Source organism: Paenibacillus terrisolis (assembly GCF_056171975.1).
Genome location: NZ_JBKFGG010000032.1, coordinates 67,817 through 86,734, shown reverse-complemented (window position 1 = coordinate 86,734; position 18,918 = coordinate 67,817). Strand labels below are relative to the sequence as shown.

Here is an 18,918-nt window from a genome sequence, read left to right as displayed (position 1 = left end):
TATAAAATAGTATATCAATTAACCTGTCGCATTCCAACAACGGGTAGCTTGACAAGTATTAGCTGGTTTTATGGCCTTATTTCCACTGAAGTGGCCTCATTCTGAATGAATAGCGCCGTTTTATGGCTCTATTTCTTCAGGAGAGTCGCTTTTTCCCTCGAATTTGGACGTTTTGCCGAAAATAAGACCATTTTGTACCGCAATTTTCAGGAAAATGCGGCTTCAGAGTGAAATTAGGCCATTTTATACCGCTATTCGAGACACTTGCCCGGCACTTCCGATGATTTGCTTAAAAAAGCCGGTAATAGACCCAATAGAAAAAAAGATGATGCAGGGATAGCCCCCCGCATCATCTTTTTTTTCACTTTTTATTCCTTTTTCAGCTAAGTGAGCGGTTCGTAAATGAGCCAATCAACTTTTGCAACCTCTCATTTTACAGCTTCACCTACTTCAACACATACAGCTTAACGTTCTGAAATCCGAAGGTATTAACGGCGTCGGGGCTGCCCGGAATGAAGATATCGATCCGGTTGCCTTTGATCGCGCTGCCCTGGTCGCTTGCCGTGGCGACAAAAGCCTGCTTCGGCAATCCGGGATGACTGTGTCCGGTCACGAGTACTTTCGTACCCATCGGAATCACATTCGGATCAACCGCAATTGTGCCGATTTGCAGCGGGTTTCCGAAATAATCAACGGCTCCCCAACCTCCGTTCTCGCTCGCCGCGGAGGAATAAGCGGTGGCTTTCACATCAATTGTCCGAGAGTAATTAAAGGTCTTGCCCCAAGCCTCAACGACGTTGCTATCCGAAGCCACCTTCAGCGTTGGCAGCGCTTTCGAATCGGCTGCCGTTATAGTTTTTGCCTTCGCCGCAGCCATGGTCGTGAACGTCGCCGCGGTTTGGCCCGGAATCGTAATTTTCAGACCGGCGTAAATATTCGTCGATTTGATGTTCGGATTGGCGGTGATGAGCTTGTTCATATTCACTCCGTACTCCTTGGCCAGAAGGTAAAACGTATCTCCTTCCTTCGCCGTATGTACTGCGTCCGCATGTGCCGGAACGGCCTGCAACACCAGTGCCAAACTTGCGGCGACAACCGCCGATTTTGCAAATCTCGACCAAATACGATGTTTCAACATAAAAAATGACCTCCTTGGATTGCCGGCGGAGTTAGTTGTCGGATTCGGAAAAAGGATCGTTCCCGGCGCTAGGTTCAACAAGCGCTTCACCCCAAGAAAAGTCGCAATCACTAATCGTACTTCGATTGGCGGCTTTTCGTAAATCGTCCCCCGCACCTGTTTAACGAACAGGTTTTGGCCTTCCTAGAATATATCACAATTTTGTAACCTATAGGAGATGAAAGTTTTACCAATCGCGTGAAAACGTTGATTTTACAAAGGAAATCTGTTCTTTGAAATGATGACAAACTAGTAAATAACCGCCCGAATCTCTCGGGCGGTTATCTGTTAAAGTGGAAAATCAAAGCACTTTGCTTAGGAAATCCTGAGTACGCTGATGCTTGGGAGCGCCGAACACACCCTCCGGTGTTCCTTGCTCAAGAATAACCCCTTCGTCCATGAACAGGATCCGGTCGCCGACTTCGCGGGCAAAGCCCATTTCGTGAGTTACGATGACCATCGTCATGCCGCGTTCCGCTAGTTTCTTCATGACATCGAGCACTTCGCCGACCATCTCCGGGTCCAGCGCGGACGTAGGCTCGTCAAACAGCATGACATGCGGTTCCATCGCAAGCGCCCTTGCAATGGCAATCCGCTGCTTCTGGCCGCCCGACAGCTGGGAAGGATAAGCGTCGCGCTTTTCTTCCAGTCCAACTGTGTGAAGCAAATCCATGGCGATCGCTTCCGCTTTGCTTTTCTCCATCTTTTTGACACGGATCGGAGCAAGCGTAATATTGTCCAGCACGGTTTTATGAGGAAACAAGTTGAACTGCTGAAATACCATGCCCATCTTTTCGCGGGCTTTATTGATGTTATAATTCTTGCCGGTGATGGACTCGCCTTCGAACTTAATCTCGCCCTGCGTCGGTTCCTCCAGCAGATTCAAACAGCGCAAAAATGTGCTTTTGCCCGATCCGCTCGGGCCAATGACAACCACAACCTCGCCCTTGGCAATTTCCAGGTCGATGCCTTTCAAGATATGGAGCTGTCCAAACTTTTTATGCAAATCCTTAACGGTGATCACTGGCCTTCAACTTCCTTTCGAACACGCCCAGAATCCGGGACAAAGTGAATGTCAAAATAAAATACATAATTGCCACGATCAGATAAGGCGCCATTCCGTCATACGTAATGCCCACGACGGCGCCGGACTGGAACATCAGCTCGGTGATGCCGATGATCGATACGATCGATGATTCCTTAATGATCGTAACGAACTCGTTGCCGATGGCGGGCAGCACGGATTTGATCGCCTGCGGAATGATGATGAAGCGCAGCGCCATCCCCTGCGTCATACCTAATGAGCGAGCCGCTTCTCCCTGCCCGCGGTCAACGCCCTGAATCCCGGCGCGAAAGATTTCCGCCAAATAAGCCGAGCTGTTGATCGACAGGGTAATGGCCCCGGATTCGATCGGCGTAAAACTGATATTAAACGCCGTCGCGAAGCCGTAATGGATGATAAAGAGCTGCACGAGCATCGGCGTGCCCCGCAAGAACTCGACCCAGGCGTTGCCTATAAAACGCACGATTGCAAATGGGGACATCCGCACCAAGGCCACAAGCAGCCCTAAAATGAAGCCGCATAATACGCCGATGGCTGCCAACAGCAGCGTATATTGCACGCCGGTCAGAAAATAGCTTTTGTAATCCATAAACACGCTGAATAGATTCATACCCCGTTCATTCCTCCTAGTTTACCTCAAAACATTATACAAAAAAAAGAGAAAATAGCGAAGAGACTCCGCTATTTTCCGAAAGGTTGTTTGACGGATTATTGTTCGGCAAGCTCGCTGGCGTCGGCCACGAATTTATCGATGCTGCCGTCTCCGATCAAGCGGTCGAGGGTTGTGTTTACTTGATCAAGCAGCTCTTTGTTGCCCTTCTTGATACCGATGACGTATCCTTCGTCTTCCGTTACCGGTTTGGCGTCCGTAATGGCGATGCCTTTGACCTTCTTGACGAATGATTCGGCAACGGGTCCTTCAATAATCGCGGCATCCACGCGATTGGAGGTTAACTGCATAATAATGTCGTTAATCTTTGCAAGCGAAGTCAGCTTCGCGTCTTTGATTTCCTTGGCCATGTCTTCCTGAATGGAGCTCTTTTGCACGCCGATCTTCGCACCTACCAAAGATTCCATCGTTGCGTATTTGTCTTTGTCTTCTTCGCGAGTCACGATGGCCTGCTCAGCCTTGTAGTAAATCTTGGACATATCGATTTGCTTCGCCCGTTCCGGAGTTGGGCTAAGTCCGGAAATGACAAGATCTACCCGGTCGCTCGAAAGCTCGTTCAGCAAGGAGTCGAACTGCATATCCTTGATTTGGAGTTCTGCGCCCATGTCTTTGGCGATTTCTTTCGCAATCTCCACGTCAAAACCTACGATTTGGTCTTTGCCGTCGGCATCTTTAATATGAAATTCGTATGGCGGGAAGTCGGCGCTTAGGCCGATGGTCAGCGTCTTGGACGCTTCCGTGTTCGTGCTGTTGCCACCGGCTGCGCTCGTCGCATTTCCGTTTGTTCCTGCATCGTTTTTATTTTGCCCGCAGGCTGCCAGTACCCCAGCCACTAAAACCAGCGATATCAATAATGTGCCCCATTTTTTCATATATCTCTCTCCTATCAAATTATGAACTTTTCGATAAATCCCATCATTACTGGGCTAATTATAAATCAGATTGTATATATATGCAAAGGTTTTTCACGATTTATCATACTTTGGTCAATAAATTAAATATTTACATTTGGTCTTCGGTGGGAATAATGCTCATTATAACAAAACCCTGCCTTAAGGAGGCTTTTCAGCTATGCTTCTTGAAGCCATGTATCATGTCCCCCGGGACAAATGGGCTTACGCCTATGACTCTGCCACGATTCACCTGCGCGTGCGCACCAAACGGGACGATGTTCAAAACGTATTTGCGATGACCGGCGACAAATACGACTGGAAAGGAACTTATCAGGAGCTGCCGATGGAGCTGGCCGCCCACGACCGGATGTTCGATTATTGGGAAATCGCCGTCCGCCCCCGTTTCAAGCGTTTGTCATACGCTTTTAAACTGACTTCGGGCACCGAAACGGCATACATGCTGGATACGGGGATCCAAAATGAAGCGCCGACGCCTCCCGGAGAAATGTATGAATATCCATACATCCATGACATTGACGTCTTCAAGGTACCCGAATGGGCAAAGCAGGCCGTTTTTTATCAGATCATACCGGAGCGTTTCGCCAATGGAGATCCCTCCAACGATCCAACCCCCGTCGAATCTTGGGGCGGCAAGCCTTCTCGGGAAAATTTCTTCGGCGGCGATCTGCAGGGGATTCTGGATCACTTGGAGGATCTCTCCGACCTTGGGATTAACGCCATCTATTTTACGCCGCTGTTCATTTCCCCTTCCAATCACAAATACGATACGCTGGACTATAGACGCGTCGACCCTCATTTCGGCGACAACAAACTTCTGAAACAGGTCGTCGACCGATGCCATGAGCATGGCATCCGCGTTGTCCTGGACGCGGTATTCAATCATTGCGGAGAGCATTTCCCTCCGTTTCAGGATGTGCTGAAAAACGGGGCTTCATCCCGATACGCGGACTGGTTCCATATCAATCAATTTCCGCCAAATGTTCAAAATGGAATTCCCTCCTACGACACTTTTGGTTTTTTTGCCCATATGCCCAAATTCAACACAGCCAATCCCGAGGCCCGGAGTTATTTGCTTGGCGTTGCCGAGTATTGGATCAAGGAAATCAATCTGGACGGCTGGAGGCTGGACGTGGCGAACGAGGTCGACCACCATTTCTGGAGGGATTTTCGCCAGGTCGTCAAAAAAGCGAATCCGGAGGCTTATATTATCGGAGAAGTATGGAGCGATTCGCTGAATTGGCTGCTGGGCGATCAATTCGATTCGGTGATGAATTATCCTTTTGCTGACAAAGTTCTGGAGTTTTTCAGCGGCGGCATGGACGGCTACGAGTTTTCCAATGAAATGGGATCGCTGATCATGCGTTATCCGCAGCAGACCAATGAAGTCGTCTTTAATATGCTGTGCAGTCACGATACCCCTCGCCTTCTAACCCGGGTGGGCGGCGATAAACGCAAGCTGAAGCTTTGCGTCGTGTTTCTGTTCACCTATATCGGGACGCCCTGCATCTTTTACGGAGATGAAGTCGGTATTACGGGGGACGGCGATCCGGATTGCCGGAAGTGTATGGAATGGGACAAAAGCAAGCAGGACCGGGAGCTGTACGATTTCTACAAATTGATGATCCGGCTCAGAAAAGAACATGCCGCGCTAAGGCAGGGACGTTTCCGGTTCCTTCACGCCGAAATAAAGGATCCCTGCATCGTATACGAGCGGCTGGACGATCAAATGCATTATATCGTTTGGATGAACAACACGGACAAGCCGGCGACCTTGTCGCATCCGATACAGACGAGCGATTGGCGGGACGCTTTGACCGGCGAAAGCGTCCGGCCTGTGGGCAATACCATGAATATCGGTCTTGACGCTTACGGCTTTCGGATTCTTTACCGGTCGTTAAATTAGATAAAAAACTAATGCGATCCTCAACAAATCAACCCTCTTTCTATAAATTTTCCAAGGGTATTATCGCTAAGATCTGGATTTTGGGTTATCGCACGATAGTTTATCAATTTTATATTCAGTACCGTATCGTTACCAAGACTTGAAAGTTCCCGATAACGTTTCATTTCTTCTATCGTCATAAGCGTTGCAAGGCGAAAGAGATTTATCCCATGTTTTTCGATAGCACGATTTTTCCCCGTTTCGGGGACTCTTCGCATTTGCGATACGCCTGAAGCAGGCCTTGAGCAGTAAAGGGAAAGATCCCGTCGATATGGATCCTCAATTTATTCTCTTTCATATGGCGGGCAATGAATTAACACTTCGGGGATTCCAAAGCTTTTCAAAGCAATTGCTTTCATGATTGTGCCTCCTCTTAAAAATAAAAAAATGTTGGTCATTGCTGTGACAACTCTTTGTGAAACGCCTCATCCAATAACATAATTTCTGCTTTTTGACTTACGGCATGGTTTCCAAGCTTCACATCAATGATAAAGTCATTGCTCAATATCTGACGGTAATGAGAAATAATATCGCTGTCCGGCAATTCTCCCATTGCCTTTGTTTCAGGTGGGATCACGGAAATTCCCGCTTGTTCTACCAAATGTATGTTTTGTTTAATATCAGATGCGATCTTACGTAGAATATGTTCACTTTTTGCTGTCTCTACATCCACCATTCCGTCATTTGTATAGAAGTGCTTGTTAACGACAGCTAACGCAGTATGAGAAACATGGAAAGCCAAAATATCTTTTTGGATTTCATAATGCAAGTCTACCGTTTCAAATAATTGGGCAAGTTCTTTTACTCTTTCGGTTATCAGTCCATTTATTTCACCAAAAATGGTACCCTGATGTTTTTCGGATCCGAATTGGGCATATAGAACATCCTCTTTGATGTCTCCACCGGCACCCGGGAATCCTGGAAGCAACCGGCCGCCCACGATTTCAAGCCAGCCATCGTACCTAATGGTGTTGGTCAAAGTTACAATGGTTTTGCTCTGATTATACTTGATCACAGTCAGGGCAGAATCGATCTGATCATACCGTACGGGAACAAAAATGTAATCATAAATGTCATCGTCTTCAAGCTTTTCTATCGTCTTAATCGATATTTGCTTTATCGTTCCCTTATCGTTGTATAACAGTCCGTTCCTTCTCAGTTCATTCAGCCTATTTCCGCGTGCCAGCACTGTTACGTCCAGTCCGTACTGGGCAAATCGGAGGGCATAGACACTGCCAATAACCCCAGCACCAAATATCAAGATTCTATGTTGTTTAGTGTTCATTATAATCGTTTACTCCTTTCACTAACCAATCACAATTGCTTACACGACACGTGTCGTATATAATATAAAACAGTGTTCTTATTACTTCAACCAGCAGATGCAGTGGGAAGTTGCATAGACAACACCTTGTAATATTTGATGTCTAAGAAGGGAATGGATAAAGTGAATCTGCAAGATCCAAGGGTTTTGCGTACTCGACAGTTAATAAGGGAAGCATTCAATGAATTGTTACGGAGTAAAGGATTTGATGCAATAACCATTAAAGACATCGCACAGAAAGCTACTATTAACCGCGCAACCTTTTATGCCCATTATGAAGATAAATATGCTTTGCTTGACGAGACCATCGAACAGGCTTTTTACGATATGATTCCTGAAGAAGTAATGTATGCGAGAGAGTTTACAAGTGAAATATGCGATCAGTTGATCTTGCTGACACACCGCTATATTGTAGATTTCTACCAAAAATGCAGAATGGATTCCAAAGATTTTGCTAAGATGGTAGATGAAAAAATAAAGAAAAAGTTGGAGCAAACAATAGAGAGCCTATTTATGAAAGAAGATAACCACAAAAAGGTAGTCCACCATCACACAAAGATCTTGTCGGCCATGACAGGATCAGCGATTTATGGGGCTGCATATTGTTGGTTTAGGGATAAGGAAAATGATCGAAATGATTTACTCGTAGACATTGTTCGTCCCTAGTGATGAAAGGTCTGGATTTATATCGCAATTGATGAATATATAAAAAAACTCGCCGTTCGATTGCAGGTTAACCCTTCCGCCGCGCGCAAAAAAGAAGCACAGCTGCTGATGCTGTGCTTCTTTTTTCTTATTGGATCTTTACATATTCCCCACTAAATCGTTATTCCTTTTTATGATTCAGGTCTTGATAACCGTTCGTAAATCTCGATATAACGCCGCGCGGAAGCGTCCCAGCTGTAATCTCCGGCAAACGCTCGGTTCACGATTTTCTCCCAGTGTTCGGGATTCCGGTAGAAATCTACGGCTCTTCGCAGCGTAAACAGCAGGTCGTGAGCATTATAGTTATCAAACGTAAAGCCATTGCCTTCGCCGGAAAACTCGTTATAGGAGCGCACTGTGTCATTTAATCCGCCGGTTTCCCGAACCACGGGAATCGTGCCGTAGCGCAAAGCCAGAAGCTGGCTGATGCCACACGGCTCGAACTTGGACGGCATGAGGAACAAATCGCTGCCGGCGTAAATTCGCCGTGACAAGGCGTCGCTGAACCTGATCTGAGCCGATATTTTATCCGGATGACGTTGCGCGGCTTCGCGGAACCAGTCCTCGTATATTTTTTCTCCGGTGCCTAATATCACGAACTGGACATCGTCAAAATGCAGCAGCTCATCCAATACGCGCATAACGAGATCGAGACCCTTGGGCTCGGCGAGCCGGGTAACCATGGATATCAGCGGCGTTTCGCTTTTTTGCGGCAGGCCAAGCTCTTTTTGCAGCTCGGCTTTATTGGCCCGCTTCTCGGCCAGACTTGTCCGGTAGCGGGTATGTAGGCTTTCGTCCGTCGCCGGGTCATAAAGCCGGGTATCGATTCCGTTCAAAATCCCGGTCAACCGGCTGCCGAGACTGCGTAAAAGACCTTCCATGCCATAGCCGTAGTGCGCGGTTTTGATTTCTTCCGCGTAAGTAGGACTAACTGTCGTTACTTGGTCCGCAAACACCAGACCCGCTTTCATGAAGCTGACATTGCCGTAATACTCGACGCCGCCTTCGGTTTTGAAGTAATCCCCTGGGAGCCCGAGCAAATCCCCCAGCGCTTCATACGGGAAAATGCCCTGATACAGCAGGTTGTGAATCGTATACACGGTGTGAATCCCGCTGTAGAACGGGTTCTCGCGGTAATGCTCCCGAAGCAGCAGTGGAATCATCGCGGTATGCCAATCATGACAATGGACGATATCCGGCGAAAATCCGATGAACGGTAATATATCCAGCGCCGCCCGGTTCAGATAAGCGAATCGCTCGCCGTCATCCGGGTACCCGTATACCCCTTCCCGTCCGAAATAGGTTTCGTTATCGATAAAATAGACGGGGATGCCATCCCAATTCAAATGTTCAATGCCGGCATATTGCCAGCGCCATCCAACAGGCACGAAAATGTGGCCGAGATGCTCGAACCTCTCTTTAAAAGACTGCGGAATATCCCTGTACTTGGGCAGCACGACTCTGACATCATGTCCCGCTTCGGCAAGCGCCCGTGGCAGCGCCCCAATAACATCGGCCAGCCCTCCGGTTTTGATAAAAGGAGCAGCCTCGGCGGCCGCAAACCATATTTTCAATGGCCTCTACCTCCTTGTGGTATACATGGATGCCCGTTTCCAGATCGTAATACTCAGCGCGGGAATGGACAGAACCACGCTTTGGGGATGATCATGCCACTGCGTTTTTTCACTCGCCGCTCCGGCGAACGCCCGGTTTCCCGAACCGCCGTACGCCAAATCATCGCTGCTGAACACCTCTGCGTATATTCCCGGCCGCGGCACGCCAACCCGATAATTCGAATAAGCCAACGAACTGAAATTAATCACCACCAGCAAGGTGTCGCATGGCTTTTTCCCTTTCCTCAAGTAACAGATTACGCTTTGCCTTGCATCATGCGGATTGATCCACTGATACCCGTCCGAGGAATGGTCCAGCTCCCAAAGCGCCCTTTCTTTCAGGTAAAAATGGTTGATGGCCGCCGTGTATTTTTGCATTTTGCGATGGGATTCGTATTCGAGCAAAAACCAGTCCAGCTCCGCCTGATCCCGCCATTCGATGAACTGGCCAAACTCACCGCCCATAAATAACAGTTTTTTCCCGGGAGAGGTCAACTGATACCCGAGCAGCAGGCGCAGTCCGGCAAACTTTTGTCCATAATCCCCTGGCATTTTGTCCAGCAGCGATTTTTTGCCGTGAACGACTTCGTCATGGGATAAAGGCAGCAGAAAGGTTTCCGAAAACGCGTACCAGATCGGAAAGGTCAAAAGACGATGTTGCCCCGGTCGCTCCGCAAACGAGGATTCCATATATTTTAGCGTGTCGTTCATCCACCCCATGTTCCATTTATAATTGAAGCCAAGTCCTCCCGCTCCGGCCTTGGCCGTGACCAGGGGCCAAGCGCTCGACTCCTCGGCAATCATCAAAGCATCGGGATAATAGCGGAACACCGCCGAATTCAACTGCCTCAAAAAAGAAACCGCCTCAAGGTTCTGAGTACCTCCTTGCCGGTTCAAGCGGTATTGCCCCTCTTTTTTCTCAAAATCCAGCCGCAGCATGCTGGTGACCGCATCCACCCGAAGACCGTCAAAATGATACACGTCCAGCCAGAACAATGCGTTCGAGATCAGAAACGAGCGAATCTCGGGCTTGCCGAAATCGAAGCTCAGTGTCCCCCACCCTGGTTTTTCGGCTAAAAGCGGATCCTTGTACTCATATAAAGGCGTGCCGTCGAACAACCTGAGCCCGTGATCGTCTTTTGTAAAATGGCCGGGCACCCAGTCAAGCAGCACGCCGATTCCCGCAAGGTGGCAGCGGTCGATAAAATACATCAGATCGTGCGGCGACCCGTAACGGCTGGTCGGGGCGAAATACCCCGTCACCTGATATCCCCAGGATAAGTCGTAGGGATGTTCGGCCAGCGGCATGATTTCTATATGCGTGTATCCCATTTCAAGAATATAAGGGATCAAGTGGTCGGCCATTTCCCGGTATGTATAATATCGGCCGTCTTTTTGCTGTCTCCACGTTCCAAAATGCAACTCGTAAATGTTCAGCGGACCGTGAAAATGCGATTTGGGTTTCCGCTGCCAGGCGGCATCGTTCCAAGCGAACCCCTGGAGAGATGTCACGACGGAAGCGGTTGCCGGTCTTACCTCAGCCTGAAAAGCGTATGGATCGGCTTTAAAAAGCGTATTTCCAGCCGAAGATGTGACGGCATACTTGTAAAAACTTCCAACCCCAACGTTTGGAAAAAAACGAGTCCAAATCCCCGATTCGGGTATCTTATATAGTACATCGTTTCCCTCGGTCCATTCGTTCCAATCCGCTACGATGGCGACTTGGCATGCATGTGGGGCCCAAACGGTAAATCGGACGCCGGAATGGCCATCTTCCTCCGTAAGCTGCGCCCCAAACGTACGGTAGCTTCGGTACAGCGTCCCCTCGTGGAATAAGTAGATGTCGGTATCCGACACGGCTTCAGGGCGAGACAGGTCTGACATTTTATCACCACCTAATGTGTATTATGCCTATTCCACATGAATCCAGAACTCCCGATTTTGAAAAGAAAACGTTGCCATGAAAAAAAGATGTAATAAATTTTTACGATTTCCATAATTTTAGTTCAACTACACTAATTCTCGTTAAGGATGTATCCACGGACAATACCACACGGGAGGGAACCAAAAATGAGGAAAAAGGACTGCATTGCTATGCTTTTGGCGGGTGGCGAAGGGAAAAGGTTGTCTCCCCTCACGTCAAAGCTTGCTAAACCGGCAGTGCCGTTTGGCGGGCATTACCGAATTATCGATTTTCCTCTGAGCAACTGCGTGAATTCGGGAATTGATACGATTGGCGTGCTCACTCAATACGAGGCAGCGTCCCTGCATGAACACATCGGAGAAGGCGAAGCTTGGAGACTGCCCCGTACGGACCAGGGCGGAATATCCCTCCTTCCTTCCTATGACGCGGGTGTGGACGAATATGCCGGAACCGCGGATGCCATCTTTAAAAACATGGATTATATCGACGGTCATGCTCCCGAAAATGTACTGATTTTGTCCGGAGACCATATTTACCACATGGATTATCGGGAAATGCTGGCGTTCCATCTGAATCATCAGGCCAATGCGACCATTTCCGTCATGCCGGTCTCTTGGGATGAAGCGCATCGCTTTGGGGTCATGTCGACGGATCGTCGCCATCGGATTACGGAATTCGCCGAAAAGCCGGAACACCCAAAGAGCAATCTCGCTTCCATGGGCATTTATTTGTTTAAATGGGATTATCTTAAACAACAGCTGATTGCCGACGCACAGGATTCGAGCTCCAGCCATGATTTCGGCAAGGATCTTATACCTAAAATGCTGACGGGGCAAAATCCGCTCCATGCTTATGAATTCAAGGGGTATTGGCGCGATGTGGGAACCGTGCACAGCTTGTGGGAAGCGCATATGGATTTGCTGGAGGAACGATCCGACTGGCATATGCTGAAAAAAGAGTGGCCCATGTACACAAAAAATTGGCCTACGCAAGCGGAAGATTCCGGGCTGCATCGCACCATGCAGACGCATAGCTCGCTGATTCATGATTGCTGCAAGCTTGAGGGATACGTTGAAAGGTCGGTTGTTTTCGGCGGAACGGAAGTCGGGCGCGGCGCCAAGATCAAGGACAGCGTTATTATGCCGAATGTAACCATTGGCCGAAACGTGCAGATTGAGCGGGCGATCATCGGAGAAGGAGCAATCATTAAAGAAGGGGCGATTATCAAGGGAACGAGCGGAAAAATCGTGGTCATCGGGCCGTTTGAAACCGTCTTGTCCAAACCGGTGCTGCGGCCCCAGCCTTCTCGGCTGCTGCAGGAGGTTTACGATAATACGACCGCTCGGCTTCGTGCGGAAGGATTGTCTTCATAACGGGAAAACTCAAAAAAAATGCTGCCTCCCTCCGAATTTCCAGGTTGCATCCATCGAAATTCGGAGGTTTGGGCAACAAATTGCTGTTAACTCATTTTGTTAATTCATTAGGTATTTTTGCGAATCAAGCTGATACAAATTAAAATCCCGGTCGCCTACATAGCCCATGCCTTGATGCTGAAATCCAAGCGTTTGATACAAGGCGTTGAGCTTCAGGTTTTTGGACCAGCAATCCAATCTGAGGCCTTTGCGCCGCAAGGCTTTGGAGCGTTTGGCCGCCCAGTTCAGCATTTCCCCGCTAAGCCCTTTTCCGCGGTAAGGAACCCGAACCGTCAACCGGTGCAAATAGCTATACCCCGGCACATTCAAATCTCCCCAATATTGAGGGTCGGCATCCTGCAGCGTAAACATGCCAACGGCTTCCTCCTTAAGGCTCCAGATATAAATTTCCCGGTTCTCATAATACAAATCGATTTCCGCAGAGGTAAATTGTTCGGGTTTCCATTGCTTGACGCCGTTCGTCTGCATCCAGGTGGCGGCTTCCACCAGCATACGGTGCACCAGTTCGCGGTCCCCGTCATCCGCAAGGCGAATTTCGATCCGGCCCTCCGGCGTTTCCAGCGTATCCATCACAGTATTCATGATGTTCCTCCTTCTCCGGTCTCGTCTCTGTTTTCTAAGATCGGCAGCGTTACGGAAACCGTCGTTCCGACGCCGAACTCGCTATGAATGTCCATTTCCCCATGGTGCAGCTCAACGAGCTGTTGGCTGATCGCCAACCCAAGCCCCGTTCCTCCGCCTTGATGATTGACCTGAAAGAAGCGGTCCTTAACCCGGTTCAAATCCTCTTCGCTGATGCCGATTCCGCTGTCCACGACCTCGATCAGCGCTTTATCGGTCCCGCTTAAGCTGATGACGAGATGAATCCAGCTGTGCTCGTTCGAGAACTTGATGGCGTTATCGACCAGATTCAAAAAGACCTGCTTCAGCCTGTTGCCGTCCCCGATGACGATCACCGGTTTTTCCGCCTTGTCCTCCAGCTTCAGCTGGATATGCTTTTGCTCGGCTTTGGCCCAAATGTTCAGCATCGTTTCCTGCAGCAGCTCTTTCAAATTGACGCGGGCGATCACCAGCTTCATTTCATTTTGCTGCAGCTTGGAGAAATCGAGCATTTCCTCGACGAGGCCAATCAGCCGTTCGGTCTCTTTGGCGATGATCCCGATTCCGAGCTTCGTCTCTTCCGGATCGAAGCCGCCCATCGTGAGCGTCTCGCTCCAGCCCTTGATCCCGGTGAGCGGAGTTCGCAGTTCGTGGGAAATCGAGGAGATGAAATCGTCCTTGATCTGATTGCTGCGAACGATCTCCTGGGCCATGTAGTTTAGAGTTGAAGCCAGTTCACCCAGCTCGTATTTGTAATTGCCTTTAATGCGCGCGTCGAATTTGCCGCGGGCCATTTGGGCGGATACATCCCGAATATTATTAATGGGCTTAACTATCGAATTAGCCAACCCAATGCTGAACAATGTTACGAGAGCCAATACAGCGCCGGACACCCCGACGGACATCAGCGTGAGATTCATGAGCTTCGAATTCACCGATTCCAGGGAGGTCACGTAACGAACAATATATTTAATTTCGCCCCGCACTTCCAGCGGCCTTGATACGGCCATGACCAGCTCGCCGGTGGCCGGCTGCCTGCCGATCCACTTACCGACGCCGCCAGCGTCCGCCTGCGGCACATCGCTCGTCTGAATCGCTTTATCCGCCTGAAACTCGTTGCTGCTTGCCTTAACTTCTCCCTTTGTGTTGAGGATCATCAATTCGGTGTTATCGAGTTCAAACGTCCGCAGCATTTCATTGAAATAATCGGGGTCGCGTTCCGCATTCAACCGGACGAACTTTTGAAAATAATCCGACGCCCAAAACGAATGGTTGGACATCAGGTTATAAATCGAATCGTAGTAATACATACGTATGGCGATGGAAAAAATCACCTCGACCATAAACAACGTCACGAAAACCACGATGAAATAGTGTAAAACAATTTGTCTGCCGATCCCTTTTTTGATCATTGTCCCTCGCCTTTCCACTTATAACCGTGCCCCCACACGGTTTGGAGGAAAGCCGGTTCGGACGGATTGTTCTCGATCTTCTGGCGAAGTCTGCGGATATTCACATCGACGATTTTCGGATCGCCCATATATTCCTTGCCCCATACATGATCCAGCAGCAGATCGCGGCTGAGCGGCGTGTTTTCCTTCTCCAAAAAGTACTGAATCAGCGAAAATTCGGTTGGCGTCAGTTCGATGAGCTGGCCGTTTTTCTTGAATTGCTTGGAGATCAGGTCCAGTGTAAAAGGTCCGGACGAAAAGGAAACCTTGGCGCTGCTCTCGCGGTATACGTTTACCCGGCGCAGCAGCGATTGGATCCGGGCGATCAATTCCGTCGGGCTGAACGGTTTGCTGACATGATCGTCCGCTCCGACGGACAGTGCGTAAACCTTATCCTGCTCCTGCACCTTCGCCGTCAGAAATATAATCCCGATCCGCTCGTTGGTCTCGCGAACCCGGCGGCATACTTCAAACCCGTCAATGCCCGGCACCATCACGTCCAGCAGCGCGATATCGATATCGGGTATGGATTGGAGCTTACTCAGCGCTTCGTTGCCGTCAGCCGCTTCCAGCACTTCAAAACCGTTTCGCTTCAGATTGATCACGATAAAACTTCGAATCGATTCTTCGTCTTCCAGAATTAATACCTTGCTCATTAGCGAGGCCCCCTCTTTTAACAAAACATATTAATGTTTAATCTCGGTTTCTCCCTTGTTCAGCTTCAGTTCCGTATGGCTGAGGAAACCGATGATCTTGTCATTGTCCCGGGCGAGCAGTTCCCAATCTCCCTTGCTTTGCTCCCATTCGACCTGCGAGAAGAAGCGAATTTCGGCGACCACCTCGTTCGTTTCGATGTTGACGAACCAGAGATGTTCGTTCTTATCCGATTTGGGATCCAAGGTAACCTTCCCGTGCCATTCTTTAGGGAGGTTGAAATAAAAACGCCCCGACATGTCCATGTACTGCTGCATCACGAATTTCAAGCCGCCCTCGTCGTCCCACTGATAATAGGAGAAGAACCACGGAATGTCGTCAAACGAAATGTATTCCCATCCTCTCGGCTTTTCCAGCATACCGATTTCCAATATGCCGTCATTGTCGACATCCCCGCTTAAAATCGGATAATCCTTAAGCGTCATGTCCTGGGAAGGCAGCAAATTAACCAGCTTGCCTTCCTTCATGGCGATGATCGTAGAAAAAGCGGAATGGGTGCCGACCGAAGCGTCAAGGATGATGCCGCGCCGCTTAGCCGTAATATTGCCGCTGACGACGTTGTAATAATCGCTGACCGGGTCTTCAAGCTGCAGCGTGCTGAGCTCTTGGAAAGACTCGTCATATTGATAAGTCGTCACCGTGGTAAACTGATCCCTTTTCAGGCTAACTAGCGTAATGTCCGGGATTTTATCCTGATTGAGATCGTCGATCAAAAACTGATTGTACGGCTTGGACAACACCTTTTCCACGTCATCCCCGCTATAAGTATAAACCGTCAGCGCTTTTTGAAGTTCCACATCTCCGCTGGAAAAGCCGGCGACAATATCGATCTTGCCGTCTCCGGTCATGTCGACCAAATCAAACGTTTCAAGCACCTGGCCCTCTCCGTCAAACCGGACCTTGAGTTTCCAGGTATCCCCCTGGTACTCGAAGATCAGCCCATGGATGCGAACCGCCTGATCCGGCGTCTCATAGAAAACCACGGCTTCCTTGGACCCGTCATTATTTAAATCGACCGTCCGGATCGAGCTGATATTTTCGCTGTCCTGGGGACGAATAATTTCGCCGCCTTTGATCTCGGCATTGATTACGCTGATCAGCGATTCTTTGTCGGAAGTCAGCTGCGGCGTCTGCATCAGCGCTTTCGGATCGCTAATAAAGCTGCAGCCGCTAAGCACAAGAACCAGGAAGCTCCCCGCGCATACGGAAATCCACCGTTTTCCCAGCAATTCGATCACTCTTTTCATGCCAAATCGATAAGTTGCTTCTCGTTTGGCGTCAGTCTTCTGCCCGTAACGTCCACCTTCAGCTCGCCGTCGTGAATTCCCCATATTCTGGTGCAGTATCGTTCGGCCAACTCCAGCGGCAAAGCGGCAATTACCGTTTTGCCCTGCTCGGCGCACAGCGTTTTTAATGTCAACAAAACGCGTTCCGCGGAATGCGGATCAAGCCCGATCACCGGCTCGTCCGCCGCAATGAACCCGGCGCCGTGCACAAACGCGCGGCAAATGGCGACTCGTTGGCGTTCGCCTCCGCTCAGCTTGCCGGCCTTGACATGCGCTTTATCCAGCAGGCCGAATTTCTCCAGTTCGTCCATCGCGCCCATGTAGTCGTCCGAGCGTACCATTCCGGTCAGGCGCCGCAATAACGGGGTTTGCCCGGCTTGTCCGATCAGCACATTTTTGAGTGCGGTTCTTTCCGTATATAATGAAGGGTTTTGTTCCAAGTAAGCGCATTTGGAACGGTATTTCTGGGAGCCCTTTCCCCCGCCCTGAATCACCTTGTCGGTATCCCACGTATATTCGCCGCCGTCCCATTTCTCCCGCAGCGCCAGGCACTGCAGCAGCGTGCTTTTGCCGCTTCCGCTGGCGCCGACGACGCCGATCATTTCTCCCGCTTCAAACACGGCGTTGAAATCGCGGAGGATTGTTTTCTTATTCCCGTCCACCGTTTTATGCAAGTGGCTTACTCTGTTCATATCCGATTCTCCTTTTTGAACTTCACCCTGAAGGCTTTCCATCCTTTACCCTTTAGTGTATTGGAAATAAACGCGAAAATCCATCACAGCCTCTTAATAATTTGAGGTTTTTTTGGAAATTGCAGGCCGAAAGGCAAAGCCCGATATCGTAAACAGCAAATATGACGATCCCAACATGATGAACAGGAGCGGCGCAGCGCCAAGTTCCATCGCCGCCCCGCCGAGATTCGGACCGATTATGCTGCCCAGGCTGAAATGAAAAGAAGCGATGACGTTTGCGACCGGAAGCAGCTCCCGCGGCAAAATATCTGCAGCGTAGGCCAGCCCCAGGGAAAAAAACGAACCGATTAGCCCGCCCGCTCCCATAAACAACAGCAGAATCGATAAGAAGCGGTTTCCGCTTAACGGAACCGCGAGGAAAAGAAGTCCGCCGCCCACTCCGGCGGTCATCAACACGGCTTTGCGCCCAAAGCGGTCGCTCAGCGTCCCGAGCGGAAGCTGCAAAATCAGCCCGCCGATGCCGAAGAAAGGCAGCAGCGTGGAAATCTCCCCTGCGCTTAGTCCGCTGCGGAGACCGTAAATCGGAAAATTGCTGTTCATCGCGGATTCCATATATCCGTATAACAGCGACGGCAGCAGCGCGAACCAGGCCAGCCGGTAAATATGAAACCAACTCCGGCGACCCGGCGGTTTCTGCGGATGACTTGGCTCCGGTTCCGCCTTCATATCGGGAAGCTGAAGGGCGGCGAACAGGATGACCGTAAAAATGAATGCGGTCAAAATCACAAACGGCACCAGATCTCCATAAGGAAGCAGCCGGATTCCCAGCGGCCCGATGCTAAATCCAAGCCCGTACGACATGCCGTAGAAGGAAATATTCCTTCCCCGCTGATCTGGGGGAGACAACAAAATGATCCACAGCTGCGAAGCAAAGTGAATCGCGCTGTCCCCGATCCCGATCAGCAGCCGCAGCACAAACCATACTTTCAAATCGGAAACAAGCGGAAATATGGGAAGGACGATCAGCACGGTCAGCAGCCCGCCCAGCATCAATTTTTAAAGCCGGTGCGGCGCAGGAGCTTCTCGGCGACGAGCGACATCGCAAAGGACCCGACGTACAGCGCGGCGGCATGCAGTCCGTTGACGGAGGAGGAAATCCCCCGTTCTTCCATGAATATGGACAACACCGGCAGCAGCAGCCCTTGAGTGAGTCCGGCAATCACGATAACCGCGATCAAAATAGCAAACGGCGATAGCCGAAAACGAGAGTTCGGCATAAATAAACTTGCGTTCAAGTCGGTTTTCCTCCTGTAAAAACAAAGAAAATCGTCAACCGAGGCGACGACTTTCAGCTGATGATGAATATATGATGAATCCTGTAAACATTATAGTAGACAATCCCACGCCAAA

The 18,918-nt window shown here is 49.7% G+C and carries 16 protein-coding genes, 1 pseudogene and 1 riboswitch; of the genes and pseudogenes, 3 read left to right on the top strand and 14 right to left on the bottom strand.

Annotation, left to right across the window (positions count from 1 at the left end):
• Positions 1 to 445: 445 nt before the first annotated feature.
• The 4 genes from ACI48K_RS21030 to ACI48K_RS21015 all read right to left on the bottom strand — a co-directional run bounded on the left by ACI48K_RS21030 (position 446) and on the right by ACI48K_RS21015 (position 3,782).
• On the bottom strand, positions 446 to 1,138 hold the full coding sequence (locus ACI48K_RS21030) for a 3D domain-containing protein (protein WP_475029598.1): 693 nt from the start codon (positions 1,136 to 1,138) through the stop codon (positions 446 to 448).
• 5 nt (positions 1,139 to 1,143) lie between these two features.
• A riboswitch (cyclic di-AMP (ydaO/yuaA leader) is annotated at positions 1,144 to 1,328 on the bottom strand.
• 150 nt (positions 1,329 to 1,478) lie between these two features.
• Positions 1,479 to 2,201 carry an amino acid ABC transporter ATP-binding protein gene (locus tag ACI48K_RS21025; RefSeq protein ID WP_475029597.1) on the bottom strand — a complete coding sequence of 241 codons (723 nt, stop codon included), beginning with the start codon at positions 2,199 to 2,201 and terminating at the stop codon, positions 1,479 to 1,481.
• A complete protein-coding gene (locus tag ACI48K_RS21020; RefSeq protein ID WP_475029596.1) occupies positions 2,188 to 2,850 on the bottom strand; it encodes an amino acid ABC transporter permease in 663 nt (220 codons plus the stop codon). Before ACI48K_RS21020 ends, ACI48K_RS21025 begins: the two co-directional genes overlap by 14 nt.
• 98 nt (positions 2,851 to 2,948) lie before the next feature.
• Positions 2,949 to 3,782: a transporter substrate-binding domain-containing protein gene (locus ACI48K_RS21015; protein ID WP_475029595.1), complete on the bottom strand. Its 834-nt coding sequence runs from the start codon at positions 3,780 to 3,782 to the stop codon at positions 2,949 to 2,951.
• A 199-nt stretch (positions 3,783 to 3,981) separates the two neighbouring features.
• Between ACI48K_RS21015 and ACI48K_RS21010 the strand changes: the two genes are divergently transcribed.
• The gene (locus tag ACI48K_RS21010; RefSeq protein ID WP_475029594.1) at positions 3,982 to 5,727 is read left to right on the top strand and encodes an alpha-glycosidase; all 1,746 of its coding nucleotides are present in this window, start codon (positions 3,982 to 3,984) and stop codon (positions 5,725 to 5,727) included.
• 202 nt (positions 5,728 to 5,929) lie between these two features.
• On the opposite strand, the gene ACI48K_RS21005 is transcribed toward ACI48K_RS21010, so the two are convergent.
• Entirely contained in the window at positions 5,930 to 6,064 is a 135-nt protein-coding gene (locus tag ACI48K_RS21005; protein ID WP_475029593.1) for a hypothetical protein, read from the bottom strand.
• A 96-nt stretch (positions 6,065 to 6,160) separates the two neighbouring features.
• Positions 6,161 to 7,051, bottom strand: coding sequence for a ketopantoate reductase family protein (locus ACI48K_RS21000; protein WP_475029592.1), 891 nt, complete (start codon positions 7,049 to 7,051; stop codon positions 6,161 to 6,163).
• Between the two features lie 153 nt (positions 7,052 to 7,204).
• Between ACI48K_RS21000 and ACI48K_RS20995 the strand changes: the two genes are divergently transcribed.
• Positions 7,205 to 7,756 carry a TetR family transcriptional regulator gene (locus tag ACI48K_RS20995; protein WP_475029591.1) on the top strand — a complete coding sequence of 184 codons (552 nt, stop codon included), beginning with the start codon at positions 7,205 to 7,207 and terminating at the stop codon, positions 7,754 to 7,756.
• Between the two features lie 170 nt (positions 7,757 to 7,926).
• Here ACI48K_RS20995 and glgA read toward each other — a convergent pair whose 3' ends face one another.
• Positions 7,927 to 9,369, bottom strand: coding sequence for a glycogen synthase GlgA (gene glgA / locus ACI48K_RS20990; protein ID WP_475029590.1), 1,443 nt, complete (start codon positions 9,367 to 9,369; stop codon positions 7,927 to 7,929).
• 6 nt (positions 9,370 to 9,375) lie between these two features.
• Complete coding sequence (gene glgB / locus ACI48K_RS20985) at positions 9,376 to 11,292, bottom strand: 1,4-alpha-glucan branching protein GlgB (protein WP_475029589.1); 1,917 nt, start codon at positions 11,290 to 11,292, stop codon at positions 9,376 to 9,378.
• A gap of 186 nt (positions 11,293 to 11,478) precedes the next feature.
• On the opposite strand from glgB, the gene ACI48K_RS20980 reads away from it, so the two are divergent.
• Complete coding sequence (locus tag ACI48K_RS20980; protein WP_475029588.1) at positions 11,479 to 12,705, top strand: glucose-1-phosphate adenylyltransferase; 1,227 nt, start codon at positions 11,479 to 11,481, stop codon at positions 12,703 to 12,705.
• 99 nt (positions 12,706 to 12,804) lie between these two features.
• Here ACI48K_RS20980 and ACI48K_RS20975 read toward each other — a convergent pair whose 3' ends face one another.
• From ACI48K_RS20975 to ACI48K_RS20950, 6 genes and pseudogenes are all read right to left on the bottom strand, one after another.
• A complete protein-coding gene (locus ACI48K_RS20975; protein ID WP_475029587.1) occupies positions 12,805 to 13,347 on the bottom strand; it encodes a GNAT family N-acetyltransferase in 543 nt (180 codons plus the stop codon).
• The gene (locus tag ACI48K_RS20970; RefSeq protein WP_475029586.1) at positions 13,344 to 14,777 is read right to left on the bottom strand and encodes a HAMP domain-containing sensor histidine kinase; all 1,434 of its coding nucleotides are present in this window, start codon (positions 14,775 to 14,777) and stop codon (positions 13,344 to 13,346) included. The genes ACI48K_RS20975 and ACI48K_RS20970 overlap by 4 nt, the downstream gene beginning before the upstream one ends.
• Positions 14,774 to 15,472, bottom strand: a complete 699-nt coding sequence (locus ACI48K_RS20965; protein WP_475029585.1) for a response regulator transcription factor — start codon at positions 15,470 to 15,472, stop codon at positions 14,774 to 14,776. The genes ACI48K_RS20970 and ACI48K_RS20965 overlap by 4 nt, the downstream gene beginning before the upstream one ends.
• Before the next feature lie 30 nt (positions 15,473 to 15,502).
• On the bottom strand, positions 15,503 to 16,768 hold the full coding sequence (locus ACI48K_RS20960) for a hypothetical protein (RefSeq protein WP_475029584.1): 1,266 nt from the start codon (positions 16,766 to 16,768) through the stop codon (positions 15,503 to 15,505).
• 5 nt (positions 16,769 to 16,773) lie between these two features.
• Complete coding sequence (locus tag ACI48K_RS20955) at positions 16,774 to 17,508, bottom strand: phosphonate ABC transporter ATP-binding protein (protein WP_475029583.1); 735 nt, start codon at positions 17,506 to 17,508, stop codon at positions 16,774 to 16,776.
• 93 nt (positions 17,509 to 17,601) lie between these two features.
• Positions 17,602 to 18,785 (bottom strand): annotated as a pseudogene (locus ACI48K_RS20950) (MFS transporter).
• Between the last annotated feature and the right edge of the window lie 133 nt (positions 18,786 to 18,918).

Bases quoted from the DNA above. Each gene is read 5' to 3' on its own strand.
- ACI48K_RS21015 (WP_475029595.1), bottom strand. From the start codon at position 3,782: ATGAAAAAATGGGGCACATTATTGATATCGCTGGTTTTAGTGGCTGGG.
- ACI48K_RS20995 (WP_475029591.1), top strand. From the start codon at position 7,205: ATGGATAAAGTGAATCTGCAAGATCCAAGGGTTTTGCGTACTCGACAG.
- ACI48K_RS20980 (WP_475029588.1), top strand. From the start codon at position 11,479: ATGAGGAAAAAGGACTGCATTGCTATGCTTTTGGCGGGTGGCGAAGGG.
- ACI48K_RS20965 (WP_475029585.1), bottom strand. From the start codon at position 15,472: ATGAGCAAGGTATTAATTCTGGAAGACGAAGAATCGATTCGAAGTTTT.
- ACI48K_RS21005 (WP_475029593.1), bottom strand. From the start codon at position 6,064: ATGAAAGAGAATAAATTGAGGATCCATATCGACGGGATCTTTCCCTTT.
- ACI48K_RS20975 (WP_475029587.1), bottom strand. From the start codon at position 13,347: ATGAATACTGTGATGGATACGCTGGAAACGCCGGAGGGCCGGATCGAA.
- glgB (WP_475029589.1), bottom strand. From the start codon at position 11,292: ATGTCAGACCTGTCTCGCCCTGAAGCCGTGTCGGATACCGACATCTAC.
- ACI48K_RS20970 (WP_475029586.1), bottom strand. From the start codon at position 14,777: ATGATCAAAAAAGGGATCGGCAGACAAATTGTTTTACACTATTTCATC.
- ACI48K_RS21020 (WP_475029596.1), bottom strand. From the start codon at position 2,850: ATGAATCTATTCAGCGTGTTTATGGATTACAAAAGCTATTTTCTGACC.
- ACI48K_RS21010 (WP_475029594.1), top strand. From the start codon at position 3,982: ATGCTTCTTGAAGCCATGTATCATGTCCCCCGGGACAAATGGGCTTAC.
- ACI48K_RS20955 (WP_475029583.1), bottom strand. From the start codon at position 17,508: ATGAACAGAGTAAGCCACTTGCATAAAACGGTGGACGGGAATAAGAAA.
- ACI48K_RS21030 (WP_475029598.1), bottom strand. From the start codon at position 1,138: ATGTTGAAACATCGTATTTGGTCGAGATTTGCAAAATCGGCGGTTGTC.
- ACI48K_RS21000 (WP_475029592.1), bottom strand. From the start codon at position 7,051: ATGAACACTAAACAACATAGAATCTTGATATTTGGTGCTGGGGTTATT.